Source organism: Altererythrobacter ishigakiensis (assembly GCF_001663155.1).
GTDB classification, from domain to species: Bacteria; Pseudomonadota; Alphaproteobacteria; order Sphingomonadales; family Sphingomonadaceae; genus Erythrobacter; species Erythrobacter ishigakiensis.
On the sequence record NZ_CP015963.1, the window covers coordinates 2368821 to 2384537 of the forward strand.

Genomic DNA, 15717 nt, shown 5'->3' on the forward strand with positions numbered 1-15717 from the left:
AATAAGAAAGATGATGGCGAAAAGCATCGACTACCACCACTTCTTCGGCTGAGCGGTAAACCCTGCCCGCTTCTGAATCGCGAGGCCCGCATTGAGCACGCCCTGCTCGTCGAACGGCTTACCGACCAACTGAAGCCCCAGCGGCAGCCCGTCTTCAGTCAGCGTTGCAGGCACGCTCATCGCAGGCAAACCCGCCAACGATGCCGGCACAGCAAACACGTCATTGAGATACATCGTAAGCGGGTCTTCATTAAGCGAACCCAACGGGAAGCTGGCTGTCGGCGTGGTCGGCGCCAGGATCACATCACACTCGGCCCAAGCCTGCTCAAAATCACGTGCGACCAAGGCCCGCACCTTTTGCGCCTGGTTATAATACGCGTCGTAGAAGCCCGCGCTGAGCACATAGGTACCAATCAGGATACGACGCTTGACCTCATCACCGAAGCCAGCCGAACGCGTTGCAGCATACATGTCCTGCAGCCCAGCCCCTTCGGGCAGTTCGCGCAGTCCGTAGCGCACGCCGTCATAGCGCGCGAGGTTCGACGACGCTTCTGCAGGCGCGATGATGTAATAAGCAGGCAGCGCATACTTCGTGTGCGGCAGCGAAACATCGACGATCTCCGCGCCTGCATCGCGCAGCCATTCTTTGCCTTGCTCCCAGCTTTTCAGGATCGCATCATCGGTGCCATCCATGCGGTATTCCTTGGGAATACCGACTTTCTTGCCCTTGAGGTCAGCGCTCAGATTGGCTTCCCAAGCTGGAACATCCATCTCAAGCGATGTCGAATCCTTAGGATCAAAGCCTGCCATTGCCTCCAGCATGATCGCACAGTCCTCCACCGTGCGCGCCATCGGACCCGCCTGATCGAGTGAACTTGCAAAGGCGACCACGCCCCAACGGCTGCAGCGCCCATAAGTCGGCTTGATCCCACAAATACCGGTAAAGGCAGCAGGCTGGCGGATCGAGCCGCCTGTGTCGGTACCGGTTGCGGCAGGAGCTATCCGAGAGGCAACTGCGCTCGAAGAACCGCCCGAAGACCCGCCCGGACTCATCGCGGCATTGCTGCCTTCCTTGCGCCATGGCGAATTGACGTTGCCGAAATAGCTTGTCTCATTCGATGAACCCATCGCGAACTGGTCAAGGTTGAGCTTACCCAGCATACCTGCGCCAGCCGCCCAAAGGTTGGACGAGACGGTACTTTCGTACTCGGGCTTGAAGCCTTCCAAGATATGCGATGCGGCGGTGGTCTGCACGCCATGCGTCGCGAACAGGTCCTTCATGCCGATCGGCACACCCGCCATCTTGCCCAAAGTCTTGCCAGCGGCGCGGTCGGCATCGACCTTCTCTGCCGCGGCCAGCGCATGGTCAGGCGTAGTCACGATGAAAGCATTGAGCGCGGCTGCGTCCGCTACGGCCGCATTGAAGCTTTCCGCCACTTCGCGTGCGGTGAATTCGCCGCTCGCCACCCCGTCACGGATGTGCTTGACGCCAAGATCAGTAAAACCAGCCATCACTCGATCACCTTCGGCACGCCAAAGAAGCCGTGCTCTGCGGCGGGCGCATTGGCGAGTACATCGTCAGGCTTGCCGCCGCCTGTCAGCGGATCGGCATCGACCACATCATCGCGCAGGCGCAGTTTATTCGGGATAACAGCAGTCATGGGCTCGACTTGCGATGTATCAACCTCGCCCAGCTGCTCGACCCAATCGAGGATACCATTGAGTTCCGGAACCATGCGCTCCAGCTCATCATCACCCATTTTGATGCGGGCCAAAGAAGCAATCTTGGCCACGGTTGCTTTATCTACGGACATGTTCGCTCCGTTAGCGGTGCACAGGCGCACCTTCAAGCGGCTTTCACGCGAGAGCCGGGACGAATTTTGGCCTAAGGCTGTGGCGGCTGTGCGGCGCCCGGCCCCTGAGGCGGCATCATTTGCTGCAGCATCTGAATTCGGCGCTCAGCATCGGCCTGGCTCATAAAATCGACCAGCTCTACTTCGAAGTTCAGATTCGCGCCAGGCGGGATGTCTGATCCCGGTGGCGGTGCATCGCCATAGGCAAGTTCTGCAGGAATAAAGAGCTCATAAGTGCCGCCCTTCTGCATCTGCTTGAGGCCTTCATAAAAGCCATCAACCACCGCGCCTTTTTCGACCAGCATCGGAACGCCATCAGGAAAAATTCCGGGAGGGAAAGGTGATGATGACGCTTCATCAAACACCGTTCCGTCGTCCAGCGTGCCTTTGTATTTGATAAAGGCGACATCGCCGTCGTTTGGCGCAGCGCCGGTACCGGCGGTAACTTCAGTGACTGAAAATGCCTTCGGCAAAGCCGCCCAAGCGATACCTGCACCAATCAGAACAGCGATGATAACGCCCACCCACAACTTGGTAAGTGAGCCCTTGGCAATCGGCTGGATCGGAACGCGGGTGACTTCGGCCATGAATGGAATTCCTGCTGTAATCATGTTGGCGCGCGTTTTGCCCAAGCAAAAAGGCGCGGGATCAATCCGCGCCCTGATGGCTTAACATGAAGGTGCGTTCAAGCGGTTTCCCACTTGAAATACGGCATTACTTGATACCGTCACGCTCCATACGCTTACGCTCAAGCTTGCGAGCGCGGCGAACAGCAGCTGCCTTTTCACGGGCGCGCTTTTCGCTCGGCTTCTCATAGTGGCGGCGCAGTTTCATTTCGCGATACACGCCCTCACGCTGCAGCTTCTTCTTAAGCGCGCGGAGAGCCTGGTCGACATTGTTATCGCGAACGATGATTTGCATAAATTCCTACACCTCACAAAAATGAAGCAGTGCCCGCACCAGCGCGGGGTTACCCCACTTGAAAATCAACGAAAAACGGGCCGAATCCGCTAGCGGCCGGCAATCTCTGGGCGCGCCCTAGCCAAATCGCGCCACAATGGCAAGTGCTTGAAGGGTTGCGAGGATGCAACAGGTGCCAGCATTCGATGACTTACAGTCGACGCTATGCACGCGGACCAAGCCCCGTTAAAGAGGCTCGCCATGAGTTCCGCAATCTCTCCCATAGCTGCAAGCCTCAATGTCGCCCTGGGCGGCGCGATTGGTGCTGTGCTCCGCTATCAGCTTGGCCGCGGGATCACGCATTGGCTCGGCCCTCAAGTCGTCACAGCCTTTCCGTGGGCAACACTTGCTGCGAATGTAATAGGCAGCCTTGCCATGGGCTTGCTGGCCGGATGGCTTGCACGTCATGGCGGTGAACAGAGTAGCTTGCTCGTGCCGGAGCAGGCTCGATTGCTAATCGGTGTAGGTCTTTTAGGCGGCTTTACCACGTTCAGCGCGTTCAGCCTGGAAATGATGCTGCTGATCGAGCGCGGGCAAGCTATCACTGCCTTCACTTACGCTACCGTGTCAGTACTCGCGGGCTTGGTTGGCCTCTACATGGGCTTGATTGTGATTCGAGTTACCGGATGAGCGAGCGTAAATTCCTAAACGAAGTTCGCCAGTTTACCATTAGCGATGACGATGACGGAGTGCGTCTGGACCGCTGGTTCAAGCGCAATCTGCCGCAGATTGGCTTTGGTACCGTCTCGAAATGGGCGCGCACCGGCCAAATTCGCGTCGATGGCAAGCGCGCCAAGCCTGATGACCGGCTGACCTCGGGTCAAGTTCTGCGTGTCCCGCCGGGCGGGGAGCAAGCAGGGCGCAAACCTAAGCCCCGCCGCGAGTTGAAGCCGGAAGAAATTGCAGAAGCAAAAGCAATGGTCGTCAAGGAGACCAAAAGCGCGATCGTGCTGAACAAGTCACCCGGCCTCGCCACGCAGGGCGGCAGCAAGACAAACAAGCATGTCGACGGGCTGCTTGATGCATTTGTTGAGGATGAAGACACTCCACGACCTCGCTTGGTACACCGCTTGGACAAAGATACATCTGGTGTACTGCTCATTGCCCGTACTCCGGGGAGTGCCGCGAGTTATTCCAAGCGTTTCTCAGGACGCAGCGCGCGCAAAGTCTATTGGGCGCTGATCGTCGGTGTGCCTGATGTAAAAGAAGGCACAATCGACGCGCCGCTTGCCAAGCAACCAGGTACAGGCGGCGAGAAGATGCATGTCGATATGGAAGGTGGGCAGCCAGCCAAAACTCGCTATCGTGTCGTGGAAACCGCAGGCAAGAAAGCCGCTTGGGTCGAGCTTGAGCCGCTGACCGGACGTACTCACCAGCTGCGTGTTCATATGGAGGCAATCGGCCATCCGATTGTGGGCGATGGTAAATATGGCGGGCAGGATGCGTTTCTTACCGGCAGCATCTCTCGCAAGATGCATCTGCATGCGCGCCGCCTGATCATAACTGAACCGGGCGGCGGCAAGCTGGATGTGACAGCTGAGTTACCTGAGCATTTTGCTGCGAGCATGGAACAGTTGGGTTTCGATATAGCACTGAGCGATGCAAAGCCGCTGCGAGAAGACAATACAGAGCGGACCAAAGCCGAAAAGAAGCAGGCCGCCAAGGCGCACGCTAAGCAATATCGGAAATCACGCCGCGGGGAGCGCCGTACACGCACAACATCGAAAGCCAGCGCGAAGAAGGGGGCCAAATCCGGTAAACACAGTGGCAAGGGACGTAAGCGCTAATGCACCCGAACCCGATCTTCCGCGATAATAACCCTGACTTGCATTGGTCAATGATCAAGACAGTCGGTTTCGGCACGTTGTTTCTCCAGACCCCCGATGGACCAAGAGTGGCTCATTCAGCCTTGGTATCAACCAATCCTAATAAGCTGCAGTTTCACCTTGCACGAGGAAACGCACTTACGCGGCACTTGGAAGGCAGCACCGCACTGGTCGTAATAAACGGCCCCGATGCCTACGTCTCCGCACGTTGGTATAGCGACGCCAATCAAGTCCCGACTTGGAACTATATTGCCGTCGAACTGGAAGGCAGTGTTCGCAGGCTTGATGATGCGGAGCTGCTGCAGCAGCTCAAAGATCTGAGTGATCAGCACGAAGCAAAGGTCGAAGGCGGCGAAGCATGGACTATGGACAAAATGTCACAGCGACATCGCGATGGTTTGATGCGCGGAATAGTCGGTTTCGAAATGGAAATCGAAACACGGCGCGAAACCGTGAAGCTGTCTCAGAACAAGTCGCTTGAGGAACGCGAACGCGTGGTTGCGGGTCTGGAGCAGCAAGGTGCAATCGACGTAGCAAAAGCAATGCGCGAGTTTGGCGAATGACGCGTCTTGCGGTCTTCGATTGTGATGGCACGTTGGTCGATGGACAGGCGCATGTATGCGACACCATGGAGCAAGCTTTTTTGGACGCTGGATTGGAAGTCCCTGACCGCAACGAAATCCGTCGTTCTGTCGGCTTGAGTCTGCCTGTCGCATTGCGCCATCTGGTACCGGGCATTGATGACGCCTTAAATGCGCAGCTTGTTGCTGCTTACAAAGAAGGCTTTTTTGCTCGGCGTCAGCGCGGCGCAATCCACGAACCGCTATACGACGGAATGCGAGAACTCCTGACCTCGCTTTCCCAAGCTGGATGGTTGTTGGCGGTCGCGACTGGAAAATCAGATCGCGGGCTTAAAGCGTGCCTCGAGCAACATGGGCTCGTTGACATGTTCATCTCTTTGCAGACATCAGACCGACATCCGTCGAAACCCCACACACAAATGCTGGAAGCCGCCTTGTTTGAGGCCGGTGTAGGACCAGATGAAGCAGTGATGATCGGCGATACAACCTTTGACATTTTGATGGCGCGCGATGCAGGCGTCAGGGCAATGGGTGTTGCCTGGGGCTATCATGCACCAGAAGAGCTGACACAGGCAGGCGCAGAAGCAGTTGCTGCTGACCCCCTGCATCTGGAGCAATTGCTTTGAATGATTTTGACGAGAGTAAAGCGAGAGAGCGCTTCATGTTGCTAAATCTCGTACGTTTGGCCGGGATCGCGATGGTATTGGCCGCAATCGCGATGTCCCAACTTGCTTCGAATATTCCATGGTTGCTCAATATCGGGCTTGGCCTAGGCGGCCTTGCCGTATTTTTCTTCTGGCCTCGCAAGCTTGCCAGCCAATGGAAAACCGAAGACGAATGAAGCGGTTTTACGAGACTGTAGGTGTTGCCGAAGCGGGTAATCGCGGGTGGCAGGTCACGCTCGACGGACGCGGCCTGAAAACCGTCAAGGGTGCCCCGCAAATCGTGCCGACACGTCAACTGGCGGATGCGCTTGCTCTAGAATGGTCAGAACAGTCCGAGGACATTGATACGCGGCGTTTCGTCCATCGGGATCAAACTGACTTCGCGATCGATATGGTAGCGATTGATCCGCAATCCTCCATCGACCAGATGATCAAATATGCTGAAACTGACACGCTCTGTTATCGGGCTGATCCTGAAGAAGCCTTGTTTGAGCGCCAGCTAGCCAAATGGGAGCCGCTGCTATGTCAGGTCGAGGAAAAATTCGGACTCAAGTTCACGCGCGTAAGCGGTGTCATACACCGCGACCAGCCCGAGCAAACGCTTGATAGCTTGCGAGAACTGCTGGCGACCAAGGACCACTTTACGCTTGCTGGGATGCAAACCATGGCGGCGCTAGCAGCGTCGCTATGTGTGCCGCTTCTGGCGCTTGAAGATGATGCTGAGCCAGTCAGCCTGTGGCGCGCGGCAAGCCTGGAAGAGGAATGGCAGGCCGATTTGTGGGGCCGCGATCCGCAAGCCGAAGAGCGCCGCGAAAAGCGCCAAAATGCATTCCTGTCAGCTTTTGAATGGGTTCAATTGCTCAGCGACTAAAGCGCTATTCAAGCCATTCGGCCACTTGCATTGCAACATCATTAGCTGCGCGATTGAGCGCTGGGCCTACGCTTGATGCTTCAGCCATCACCCCGCTCTCGATCACCTCAAATCGTTGCTGTTCAACCACGCCATCGCTGCCCAGTAACGTCGCATCGAACCGCACTACCACCGCCGATTGCGCGGCGTCATAACCAAAGCTTGAGAGATTGCCGCGAAGCTGCAAACTGCCGCGCGCCGCCGGATCGCCGCCGGAGAGTACTACGCGTTCGCCCTGCGTCCGGATAGTCTCTGCCAGCAGGCGGCGGAACAGTTGCGCAGGCCGTTCCACCCATACCGCGTCCTTGAGATAGGCCAGATTAGCGTCATCGATGCGCACAGGTACGCGGAGTAAATCCAGCTCTGCCGGAACCGCCGGCTCGTGCAACGCAAGCGCGTCACCGCGCTGTGCGCTGATGGCTGCTCCAGCAGGCGCAATCGAAGTGGGCGTGAGTGTGAGCAGACTCTCAGGTGGCTCCGCTCCGCCCAAGCTCACACAGCCCGCTAGTGCCAGAACTGGCAGCAAGAAACCGCTGCGCAATAGAGTAGCTGGCCATACTACGGATCTGGTCATCGGCTTGCTCTTTCTCATGGCTCGTAATCCGGCAGTGTTTGCCCGCCAAGCACTGCGCCTGCACCCTGGCTCTCCAAACGCTCTGTAACTTTTCTTAGCGCGCGACTGGTTGCTTCCAAATCGCGTAATGTAGATTCGGCAGCGGGGATTGTGGTCTGCGAGAGCTGCTCAGCTGCAGGCTGCGCCGCATCAAGAGTAGCAGCCAGAGAGACCGAAGCCGCGTTGACCGATTTCAGAGTAGCACGCAATTCGCGTGCCAGCGATTGGCCTTCGGAATTGATGACACTGTCGGTAGAGGCCATCACTTTCTCAAAACTGTCGAGTGCCTCTGCCGCTTCACGCAGGGTAATTTCTAATTGTGCGAGGTTGGCGTTCACCGCAGGCGCGGTTTCAGCAAAGCTTGCAGTCATAGCATTGGTATTTTCCAGAATAGCGGCGATCTGGTTCTGGTTGTCATCATCAAGCACCTGAGTCAGCCGTTCAGTCAAAGTGGCCAGCCGTTCTAACAGTAGCGGTGCGGAAGCGAGCAGTTCGCCGAAGCCCCCACGCGCCGGTGGGATTACCGGGTTTCCGTCTGGGCACGCAGTCGTATCACAAGAGATCGGCGGGGCATCTGCGCGTGCACCGTCGAGTAGAATTGTGGAAACGCCGGTGAAACTCGCTTGAATCGTTGCCGTTGTGCCTACGAGCACCGGAACGTCATCGCGGACTTTTACGGTCACTTTCACATATTCAGGGTCTTGCTTCCAAAGCTCGATTTCACTCACCTGGCCAACCGGCACGCCAGCGAAAGAGACCTGCGATCCTTTGGCGAGCCCTGCAACAGATTGCTCGAACAGAATGTCGTATTCATTGCTCGCACCTTCGCCCAGCCGCGCAAGCCAAACGATAAATGCGGCCAGCGACGCAAGCAGAGCCAGCGTCACGATCCCCACCCAGATATTGTTGGCTTTCGTCTCCATGCCTGCCCTTTATGCCCCGCTATCCGGCTGATTGTCCACGCTTGTGGGTGAATTTCCCTGCGGTAGTTTGCCATGCGAGGCAGACCTTCCGCGCGGGCCATTGAAATATTCATCGATCCACGGATGATTGGTCTCGATCAATTCGGTGATCGTCCCGACGGCGATAATTCGCTTGTCGGCAATCACCGCCACACGGTCACAAATTTCATACAACGTATCGAGATCATGCGTGATCAGAAAGACCGTAAGCCCGAGTGTTTCTTTAAGCTCGCGCGTCTGCTTGTCGAAAGCCGCTGCACCAATCGGGTCGAGCCCGGCAGTGGGCTCATCCAGGAACAGTAGTTCAGGATCGAGTGCCAAGGCGCGCGCAAGTCCCGCGCGTTTCTTCATCCCGCCCGAAAGCTCTGAAGGAAACTTGTCGATGGCATTCTCTGGCAGCCCCGAAAGAATGACTTTATATCGCGCAATCTCGCGGCGCAATTCAGGCTCTATGTCAGGATAAAACTGTTTGATCGGGACTTCGACATTCTCGCCCACGGTCAATGTCGAGAACAGGGCCCCGCCCTGGAACAGCACACCCCAGCGAGAACGCACGCCCAAGTCTTCATCGATACCTGCTTGTGTGATCGAATTGCCAAACACCTCGATTTCGCCGGCCGCTGGTGTCTGCAAGCCGATGATCGCGCGCATCAGGACCGATTTGCCTGAACCCGAGCCACCGACAACCCCGATGATCTCGCCACGATTGACCCTCAGCGAGAGGTCTTCATGCACAACGTGATCGCCAAAAGCGGTCTTGAGGCCTTCGACAACAATCGGATGCTCGCCACGAAAACGCTCATGCCTTGATGGCTCATGCTGGTTGAAAACACTCATCCCCAACCAACCTCGGTGAAGAAGACCGCAAAAAACGCATCGAGTACGATGACTGCGAAAATCGCGCTGACCACCGCCATGGTTGTGCGAAGCCCGACTTCCTCTGAATTCCCACGCACCTGCATGCCATGATAGCAGCCTGCCAGAGCCACAATCAGACCAAAGACTGGCGCCTTGATCAGCCCAACCCAAAGATCATAGGTCGGCACTACCTCTTCAATGCGAGTCAGAAAGGTCCAGAAGGGAATACCCAACAACAAGTCCCCCACCACGGCACCGCCGATGATTGCCATCACTGATGCATAAAAGCCCAGCAACGGCATCATGATGACCGCAGCCAAAGTGCGCGGTATCACCAGCGCTTCAACCGGAGAGATTCCGATTGTGCGCATCGCATCAACCTCTTCGGTCAATTTCATGGTGCCGATTTGCGCAGCGAACGCGCTACCAGAACGGCCGGCGACCATGATCGCGGTCATCAAAACGCCAAGTTCGCGCAAGGTAATTCGGCCGACCAGATTGATCGTCAGCGCTTCTGCACCGAACTGTTCCAATTGCACCGCTCCTTGCTGAGCGATCACAATCCCGATCAAAAAGCTCATCAATCCGATGATCGGCAGCGCGCTGACGCCGACCAGTTCGATCTGGCGGACAAAAGCGGTCCATCTGAACCGGCTGGGCTGCCTCAACAAACTCCAAACAGCGATCAGGATTTGGCCCAGAAAATCAAGCACACCCACGGTGCCAATCTGCGCCTTCTCAACCATCTCCCCTGTCTTCGCGGGGATCGGTTGCCACCAGGCGAGACCAGGTGGTTCCTGATATTCGCCCCTGCCGGCTGCATCGACAGCCTTAAGCAACCGCTGGGCACGCTCGCTGGCGCCGACGATATCGGAACCATGCGTCCTCGCGATCCGACAAGCTATCCATGCGCCAACCGTATCGATTTCGCTAACGCCGGAAAGGTCAATCTCGGCGATTTCGCCGCTAAGCGTATCAAGGTCCTGATCAATCGCCCCGATCGAAGAGACAAGATAGGGCCCGGACAGCAACAGACGCTGTCCGCCTGCTTCCCGCTCTTCAATGGAAAATTCGGCCCCGCCGCTCATGCCGCAAACTATGAGGGGAAACTGGCGCGATAACAAGCGCTCTGTTGCGTCGCAGCGTATCAGCCGTTGCACCATTCGCGCGGCGCTGGCAAAGGCGCTATCCAAGATGACTACAGAGTTAGATAAAACATTCGATCCCGCCGCGATTGAGGCGAAATGGTATTCCCATTGGGAAGAAAGCGGCGCGTTCCGGCCTGAGCGGCCTGATGCCGAGCCCTTCACTATTGTGAACCCGCCGCCGAACGTGACCGGATCGCTCCACATCGGCCATGCGCTTGATAACACGCTGCAGGACATCGTGATCCGCTATGAGCGCCTGCGCGGCAAGGACGCGCTTTGGGTGGTCGGCACGGACCACGCAGGTATCGCCACGCAAATGGTCGTCGAACGCCAGATGGAGGAGCGCCAGGACAAGCGCACCAACTACACGCGCGAGGAATTCGTCGACAAGGTTTGGGAATGGAAGGCCGAAAGCGGCGGAACCATCACCACGCAGCTGCGCCGCCTCGGCTGTTCGATGGATTGGAGCCGCGAACAGTTCACCATGGATGAGCACTTCACCAAGGCTGTGCTCAAGGTCTTTGTCGACCTCTATAACGATGGCCTGCTCTATCGTGACAAGCGGTTGGTGAATTGGGATCCGAAGCTCAAGACCGCGATTTCAGACCTTGAGGTCGAACAGCAGACGATTCCGGGCAGCTTCTGGCACTTCAAATATCCGCTCGCTGATGGTGCGACGTTGGACGATGGCCGCGATTACATAGAAGTCGCGACCACGCGACCTGAAACCATGCTCGCCGATATGGCAGTCGCGGTCCATCCCGCTGACGAGCGCTACAAAAGCGTCGTCGGCCAGCACATAATCCTGCCGATCACTGGTAGGCGTATTCCCATCGTCGCGGACGAACACGCTGATCCGGAACTTGGCTCTGGCGCGGTGAAGATCACGCCGGGCCATGACTTCAACGACTTCGAAGTTGGCAAGCGTGCAGGCATTGCCCCGGCGCAGATGCTCAACATGCTCGATGGCGATGCTAATGTTTGCCAGACGGCGGACGGGTTAGTGCCTGAGGAGTTTCTCGGCCTTCACCGCTTCAAGCGGGACGGTAAAGACGGCGCGCGCGAGTTAGTGGTTCAGCGCTTGAAGGAGCAGGGCTTCCTGATCCCGCATGTCGCGAAGACCAAGAAAGGCGAGGAGGTCGAGCATGATGCCGAGCCGCGCCAGATCGCGACTCCTTTCGGCGACCGCGGCGGCGTGGTGATCGAGCCGTGGCTGACCGACCAATGGTATGTCGATGCCGCCAAGCTCGCCGCCAAGCCGATTGAGCAGGTGCGCGACGGTGCGATCGAGATCGTCCCCAAAAGCTGGGAGAAAACCTTCTTCAACTGGATGGAGAACATCCAGCCATGGTGCGTCAGCCGCCAGTTGTGGTGGGGACACCAGATTCCGGCGTGGTATGATGACGAAGGCCAAGTCTACGTCGCCATGACCGAAGAAGCGGCGCAGGCTCAGGCGGGAGAAGGCGTTGCCCTTGAACGTGACAGCGACGTCCTCGACACGTGGTTCTCCTCCGCGCTGTGGCCCTTTGCGACGCTTGGCTGGCCCGAGGAAGGCCAACCGCTGCTCGAAAAGCACTTCCCCAATTCGCTACTCATCTCCGGCTTCGACATCCTGTTCTTCTGGGACGCGCGGATGATGATGATGGGGCAATACAATATGGGTGAGGCCCCATGGCCGCGCCTCTATCTGCACGGCCTCGTCCGCGCGGCAGACGGCGCGAAGATGTCCAAATCGAAGGGCAACGTCGTCGATCCACTCGGCCTGATCGATCAATTTGGTGCGGACGCGCTGCGGTTCTTCATGGCGGCGATGGAAAGCCAGGGCCGCGACATCAAGATGGATGAGAAACGGGTCGAGGGATACCGCAACTTCGCGACCAAGCTTTGGAATGCGACACGTTTCTGTCAGTCCAATGGCATCGGCGCGAGCACCACTCTGGCTGCACCTGAGGCCAAGCTTGCGGCCAACCAGTGGATCATCGGCGAGGTTCAGCAGACTGTTGATGAGCTGGACAAGGCGATGGCTGACCTGCGCTTCGATGCGGCGGCCAACACGATCTACCAGTTCACGTGGTCTCGTTTTTGCGATTGGTACCTTGAGCTGATCAAACCAGTCTTCGCCGGCGACGCGAATAGTCCGGCAGCAGTGGAAACCCGCGCGGTCGCCGGATGGGCACTCGATCAGATCTTGGTGATGCTGCACCCCTTCATGCCGTTCATCACAGAAGAGCTGTGGCACGCTTTGGGCGAGCGGAAGTACGATTTGATCCTAGCCAAATGGCCCAGCCCGCGCGCGAGCGTTTCGAAGGATGCAACCGATGCGATCGATTGGGTGATCGATCTGACAACCGGCGTCCGTTCAGCGAAGAACGAACTGGGTATCGCGCCGGGTGCCAAGCTACCCGCGTTCTTGCCAAAGGCTTCGGAGCTTGCTGCCAGCACGATCGATCGCAGCAGCGCCGCAATTGAGCGGCTTGCGCGCCTGACACCGGTCACATTGAGTGACGCGCCGTCCGGCCCCGCGATGCAGATCACCGCAGGCGAGGACGTGTTCGTCATCCCGCTTGAAGGCATCATCGATATCGAAGCGGAGAAAGCGCGGTTGGAAAAGGCGCTTGCAGCATCGCAGAAGGAAGCGAAATCGCTCGAAGGGCGGCTCTCCAACGCGAACTTCGTGGAACGGGCCAAGCCTGAAGCGGTGGAGAAGGCCAAGGGCGACTTTGCGCATCATTCCGCAGAGGCAGAGCGGCTGAAGGCCGCGCTGGCGCGGCTGGGGTAATATGTCGCTCGTCCTCGCCACTGATGACACCGGCGGGCCGGAGATTTTTGCGTCATTGCAAGGCGAAGGGCCAAGCACCGGCATGCCGGTCGCGTTCATGCGGCTGTCGCGCTGTAATCTCGCCTGCACATGGTGTGACACCGCCTACACCTGGCGGTTCGAAGGCGACAACCGGCCGCATCGTGACGGCGAAACGTTTGAGCGCAAGGCCAATCAGATCACGTTGGAATTGTCCGATGCGGCAGAGCGGATCGCGGCGCTGGGGCAAAAGCGGCTGGTGATCACCGGGGGCGAGCCATTGCTGCAGGCGGGCAAGCTTGCCGAGCTGCTCGAATTGCTCCCTGACATCTCCGTCGAAATCGAGACCAACGGTACGGTGACCGCGCCTGCCCGGCTCGATATTCGCGTGGACCAATACAATGTCAGCCCGAAGCTCGCGCATTCAGGCAATGACCCGAAACTCGCACTCATTCCAGAGCGGCTTGATGCCTATGCAACAGACCCGCGCGCCTATTTCAAGTTCGTGATCGCCGAGCCAGAAGACGTGGACGAAGTGCTGGCGCTTCAACGCCGCTATCGTTTCAAGCCTGGTCACGTCTTCCTGATGCCCGAAGGCGCGGATAGCAACACAATCGGATCACGCGCCAGATGGCTCGCTGATCTATGCCTTCAGCACGGCTTTCGCATGAGTGATCGGCTGCATATCCACCTATACGGGGATACGCGCGGGACTTAGCCCTGCGAACGCCAGCGTTGGACCACGCGTTCTACGATCTCTTCTTCACCGCCGTGCTGGTTCCACAGCTCGACAAAGCTGGGATCTTCAGATGCCGGGCGCTTATTCTCTTCCAGAGTATCGAACGCGACCCGGATTGGGATCGCCACACCTTCTCCGCAAACAATACATTCGCGGTTGCGTAGCGCGGGAATCGAATCGAGGAATCCTCTTGCACCTTCAGGCATGGCTGCCCGAACGAAAGCTTGGTCGCGGTCGTTGTTCAAGCGCATTGAGATGATCGTGCCGCACTGTGACAACACGCCTTCTGCAAGGTCAGACGGACGCTGAGTAATGAGCCCAAGCGAGATACCGTATTTACGGCCCTCTTTAGCGATCCGCGACAGGATCCGGCCAACAGACGAATTGTCCGCATTTTTCTCGCTCGGCACATAGCGGTGTGCTTCTTCACATACGAGAAGGATCGGACGCGTTTTGTCATCGCGCCCCCAGATCGCAAAGTCGAACACCAGACGGCTTAATACCGCGACAACAGTGCTGGTAATGTCCGATGGAACACCCGACACGTCGATAATCGAGATTGGTTTGCCATCGCCTGGCATGCGGAACACCTTGCTGATAAATTCGGTCATGGTGTCACCCACCAGCATGCCTGAGAACATAAACTGGTAACGAGGATCGGCTTTCAACTCGTCAAGCTTGTTCTTTATCCGCATGTACGGTGCGGATGAGGTCGCCTTGTCAAGCTTGCCCATCTCATCCTGCACCTTGTTCGATAGATCAGACAGCAAATAGGGGATCGGAGAGTCCACTGTGATCTTGCCGAGCTGTTCAGCCAGGCGGTTCTTTGAGCGCGCATGGAGCAAACATTTCGCGAGAATGTCGGAATCGACCTGACGTTCGTTGCCGTCGCTGGTGAGGAGCACCTCGCAATGCTCTTCGAAGTTCATCAGCCAATATGGCATTTGCAGATTTGACACGTCCAGAATCTGGCCAGTTTGGCGAAACGCAGCGGCATACTCGCCGTGCGGGTCAATCATGACCACGTGACCTTGCGGCGCCGCCTGACAGATCCGGTGCAGGATCAATGCAGCACTGGTCGATTTACCGGTACCGGTCGAACCGAGCAGGGCGAAGTGTTTGCCCAGCATCGCGTCGATATAGAGGCCGGCGCGAATATCCTTTGTCGGATAGACTGTGCCGATTTCAACATTTGCGCGACCATCGCTGGCATAAACTTGTTTCAAGTCCGCGGTAGTCGCGGGATAAACCATCGCGCCCGGAATGGGATAACGCGTAACACCGCGGCGGAAGCCCCGCAGGCGGCCAGTGAGCTTCTCCTCTACGCCCTCCCCCAAGAAGTCGATATTGGCCAGAATACCGCCATTTGCACGTCGATCCTTGCGCTGGTTGCGAACGCTGGCGAGAAGCCAGCTATCGCCAACGCGGATCTTGATCTGGCTGCCCACCTGGCCTGCCAAGGCAACCGAAGGGTCCTCATCATCCATGCACTCGTTGAGGCGTTCAAGATCAAGTGCGATTTGCGAGCCGGAGCCCGCGATCTCCAGTACCACTCCGATTGGCATCTGGGCATTCTGGCTAGGCGCCGTGTTTGATGCTGCGGCTTCCGCAGCAGAATATCCGGTCGGGGCGGTCGGCTGCACGTCTTGCGGCGCCGGTGTTGCTTGCGGCTGCTGGCCACCAGCAGGATTGAACTGATCAAAGTTTTCGTTGCCCATGTCGCTTGTCGATGCCCTAAATCAATGGATTACAGAGCATGCGGAATAGGCAGATGAGGTTAAAATCGCGTCAACGATAGCCAGCAA

Annotated in this window: 17 protein-coding genes; 8 read left to right on the forward strand and 9 right to left on the reverse strand. The window is 57.5% G+C overall.

Annotated features, from left to right (window positions below):
* Nucleotides 1–30 precede the first annotated feature (30 nt).
* The 4 genes from gatA to rpsU all read right to left on the reverse strand — a co-directional run bounded on the left by gatA (nt 31) and on the right by rpsU (nt 2774).
* Nucleotides 31–1512 (reverse strand): Asp-tRNA(Asn)/Glu-tRNA(Gln) amidotransferase subunit GatA, encoded by a 1482-nt coding sequence (gene gatA, locus A6F69_RS11380; protein WP_067601396.1) that lies wholly within the window; start codon nt 1510–1512, stop codon nt 31–33.
* Nucleotides 1512–1814, reverse strand: coding sequence for an Asp-tRNA(Asn)/Glu-tRNA(Gln) amidotransferase subunit GatC (gatC, locus tag A6F69_RS11385; protein WP_067601399.1), 303 nt, complete (start codon nt 1812–1814; stop codon nt 1512–1514). The genes gatA and gatC overlap by 1 nt, the downstream gene beginning before the upstream one ends.
* Before the next feature lie 71 nt (nt 1815–1885).
* Nucleotides 1886–2440, reverse strand: a complete 555-nt coding sequence (locus A6F69_RS11390; protein WP_067603024.1) for an FKBP-type peptidyl-prolyl cis-trans isomerase — start codon at nt 2438–2440, stop codon at nt 1886–1888.
* Between the two features lie 127 nt (nt 2441–2567).
* The gene (rpsU, locus tag A6F69_RS11395; RefSeq protein ID WP_034952298.1) at nt 2568–2774 is read right to left on the reverse strand and encodes a 30S ribosomal protein S21; all 207 of its coding nucleotides are present in this window, start codon (nt 2772–2774) and stop codon (nt 2568–2570) included.
* 240 nt (nt 2775–3014) lie between these two features.
* On the opposite strand from rpsU, the gene crcB reads away from it, so the two are divergent.
* From crcB to A6F69_RS11425, 6 genes are read left to right on the forward strand one after another with little or no spacing between them, the layout of a single operon-like run.
* Nucleotides 3015–3443: a fluoride efflux transporter CrcB gene (crcB, locus tag A6F69_RS11400; RefSeq protein WP_067601402.1), complete on the forward strand. Its 429-nt coding sequence runs from the start codon at nt 3015–3017 to the stop codon at nt 3441–3443.
* Nucleotides 3440–4600, forward strand: a complete 1161-nt coding sequence (locus A6F69_RS11405) for an RluA family pseudouridine synthase (RefSeq protein WP_067601404.1) — start codon at nt 3440–3442, stop codon at nt 4598–4600. The genes crcB and A6F69_RS11405 overlap by 4 nt, the downstream gene beginning before the upstream one ends.
* A 50-nt stretch (nt 4601–4650) precedes the next feature.
* The gene (locus tag A6F69_RS11410; protein WP_245638242.1) at nt 4651–5202 is read left to right on the forward strand and encodes an FMN-binding negative transcriptional regulator; all 552 of its coding nucleotides are present in this window, start codon (nt 4651–4653) and stop codon (nt 5200–5202) included.
* On the forward strand, nt 5199–5846 hold the full coding sequence (locus A6F69_RS11415; RefSeq protein ID WP_067601409.1) for an HAD-IA family hydrolase: 648 nt from the start codon (nt 5199–5201) through the stop codon (nt 5844–5846). Before A6F69_RS11410 ends, A6F69_RS11415 begins: the two co-directional genes overlap by 4 nt.
* Nucleotides 5847–5881: 35 nt before the next feature.
* The gene (locus A6F69_RS11420; RefSeq protein ID WP_144573584.1) at nt 5882–6061 is read left to right on the forward strand and encodes a hypothetical protein; all 180 of its coding nucleotides are present in this window, start codon (nt 5882–5884) and stop codon (nt 6059–6061) included.
* Nucleotides 6058–6756, forward strand: a complete 699-nt coding sequence (locus tag A6F69_RS11425) for an ATP12 family chaperone protein (protein WP_067601413.1) — start codon at nt 6058–6060, stop codon at nt 6754–6756. The genes A6F69_RS11420 and A6F69_RS11425 overlap by 4 nt, the downstream gene beginning before the upstream one ends.
* A gap of 4 nt (nt 6757–6760) precedes the next feature.
* On the opposite strand, the gene A6F69_RS11430 is transcribed toward A6F69_RS11425, so the two are convergent.
* The 4 genes from A6F69_RS11430 to A6F69_RS11445 are packed head-to-tail and all read right to left on the reverse strand — an operon-like array spanning nt 6761 to nt 10316.
* Nucleotides 6761–7369 carry an ABC-type transport auxiliary lipoprotein family protein gene (locus A6F69_RS11430; protein WP_067603028.1) on the reverse strand — a complete coding sequence of 203 codons (609 nt, stop codon included), beginning with the start codon at nt 7367–7369 and terminating at the stop codon, nt 6761–6763.
* Nucleotides 7370–7383: 14 nt separating this feature from the next.
* Entirely contained in the window at nt 7384–8331 is a 948-nt protein-coding gene (locus A6F69_RS11435) for an MlaD family protein (RefSeq protein ID WP_067601416.1), read from the reverse strand.
* Nucleotides 8332–8340: 9 nt separating this feature from the next.
* Entirely contained in the window at nt 8341–9207 is an 867-nt protein-coding gene (locus A6F69_RS11440; RefSeq protein ID WP_067601419.1) for an ABC transporter ATP-binding protein, read from the reverse strand.
* Complete coding sequence (locus tag A6F69_RS11445; protein WP_067601422.1) at nt 9204–10316, reverse strand: ABC transporter permease; 1113 nt, start codon at nt 10314–10316, stop codon at nt 9204–9206. Before A6F69_RS11445 ends, A6F69_RS11440 begins: the two co-directional genes overlap by 4 nt.
* Nucleotides 10317–10422: 106 nt before the next feature.
* Here A6F69_RS11445 and A6F69_RS11450 point away from each other — a divergent pair, with 106 nt between their 5' ends.
* Together A6F69_RS11450 and A6F69_RS11455 are read left to right on the forward strand one after the other, a co-directional pair.
* Entirely contained in the window at nt 10423–13155 is a 2733-nt protein-coding gene (locus A6F69_RS11450) for a valine--tRNA ligase (protein WP_067603031.1), read from the forward strand.
* 1 nt (nt 13156) lies between these two features.
* Entirely contained in the window at nt 13157–13891 is a 735-nt protein-coding gene (locus A6F69_RS11455) for a 7-carboxy-7-deazaguanine synthase QueE (RefSeq protein WP_067601425.1), read from the forward strand.
* Here A6F69_RS11455 and A6F69_RS11460 read toward each other — a convergent pair.
* Nucleotides 13888–15630: an ATP-binding protein gene (locus A6F69_RS11460; protein ID WP_425388051.1), complete on the reverse strand. Its 1743-nt coding sequence runs from the start codon at nt 15628–15630 to the stop codon at nt 13888–13890. The two genes, A6F69_RS11455 and A6F69_RS11460, sit on opposite strands and share 4 nt — an antisense overlap.
* Between the last annotated feature and the right edge of the window lie 87 nt (nt 15631–15717).

What these genes read in the sequence shown, in the direction of transcription:
- A6F69_RS11425 (WP_067601413.1), top strand. Translation starts at nt 6,058, where the DNA reads ATGAAGCGGTTTTACGAGACTGTAGGTGTTGCCGAAGCGGGTAATCGC.
- A6F69_RS11435 (WP_067601416.1), bottom strand. Translation starts at nt 8,331, where the DNA reads ATGGAGACGAAAGCCAACAATATCTGGGTGGGGATCGTGACGCTGGCT.
- A6F69_RS11445 (WP_067601422.1), bottom strand. Translation starts at nt 10,316, where the DNA reads ATGAGCGGCGGGGCCGAATTTTCCATTGAAGAGCGGGAAGCAGGCGGA.
- gatC (WP_067601399.1), bottom strand. Translation starts at nt 1,814, where the DNA reads ATGTCCGTAGATAAAGCAACCGTGGCCAAGATTGCTTCTTTGGCCCGC.
- A6F69_RS11460 (WP_425388051.1), bottom strand. Translation starts at nt 15,630, where the DNA reads ATGGGCAACGAAAACTTTGATCAGTTCAATCCTGCTGGTGGCCAGCAG.
- A6F69_RS11410 (WP_245638242.1), top strand. Translation starts at nt 4,651, where the DNA reads ATGATCAAGACAGTCGGTTTCGGCACGTTGTTTCTCCAGACCCCCGAT.
- A6F69_RS11440 (WP_067601419.1), bottom strand. Translation starts at nt 9,207, where the DNA reads ATGAGTGTTTTCAACCAGCATGAGCCATCAAGGCATGAGCGTTTTCGT.
- A6F69_RS11405 (WP_067601404.1), top strand. Translation starts at nt 3,440, where the DNA reads ATGAGCGAGCGTAAATTCCTAAACGAAGTTCGCCAGTTTACCATTAGC.
- crcB (WP_067601402.1), top strand. Translation starts at nt 3,015, where the DNA reads ATGAGTTCCGCAATCTCTCCCATAGCTGCAAGCCTCAATGTCGCCCTG.
- A6F69_RS11390 (WP_067603024.1), bottom strand. Translation starts at nt 2,440, where the DNA reads ATGGCCGAAGTCACCCGCGTTCCGATCCAGCCGATTGCCAAGGGCTCA.
- A6F69_RS11450 (WP_067603031.1), top strand. Translation starts at nt 10,423, where the DNA reads ATGACTACAGAGTTAGATAAAACATTCGATCCCGCCGCGATTGAGGCG.
- A6F69_RS11455 (WP_067601425.1), top strand. Translation starts at nt 13,157, where the DNA reads ATGTCGCTCGTCCTCGCCACTGATGACACCGGCGGGCCGGAGATTTTT.
- gatA (WP_067601396.1), bottom strand. Translation starts at nt 1,512, where the DNA reads ATGGCTGGTTTTACTGATCTTGGCGTCAAGCACATCCGTGACGGGGTG.
- A6F69_RS11430 (WP_067603028.1), bottom strand. Translation starts at nt 7,369, where the DNA reads ATGACCAGATCCGTAGTATGGCCAGCTACTCTATTGCGCAGCGGTTTC.
- A6F69_RS11415 (WP_067601409.1), top strand. Translation starts at nt 5,199, where the DNA reads ATGACGCGTCTTGCGGTCTTCGATTGTGATGGCACGTTGGTCGATGGA.
- A6F69_RS11420 (WP_144573584.1), top strand. Translation starts at nt 5,882, where the DNA reads ATGTTGCTAAATCTCGTACGTTTGGCCGGGATCGCGATGGTATTGGCC.
- rpsU (WP_034952298.1), bottom strand. Translation starts at nt 2,774, where the DNA reads ATGCAAATCATCGTTCGCGATAACAATGTCGACCAGGCTCTCCGCGCG.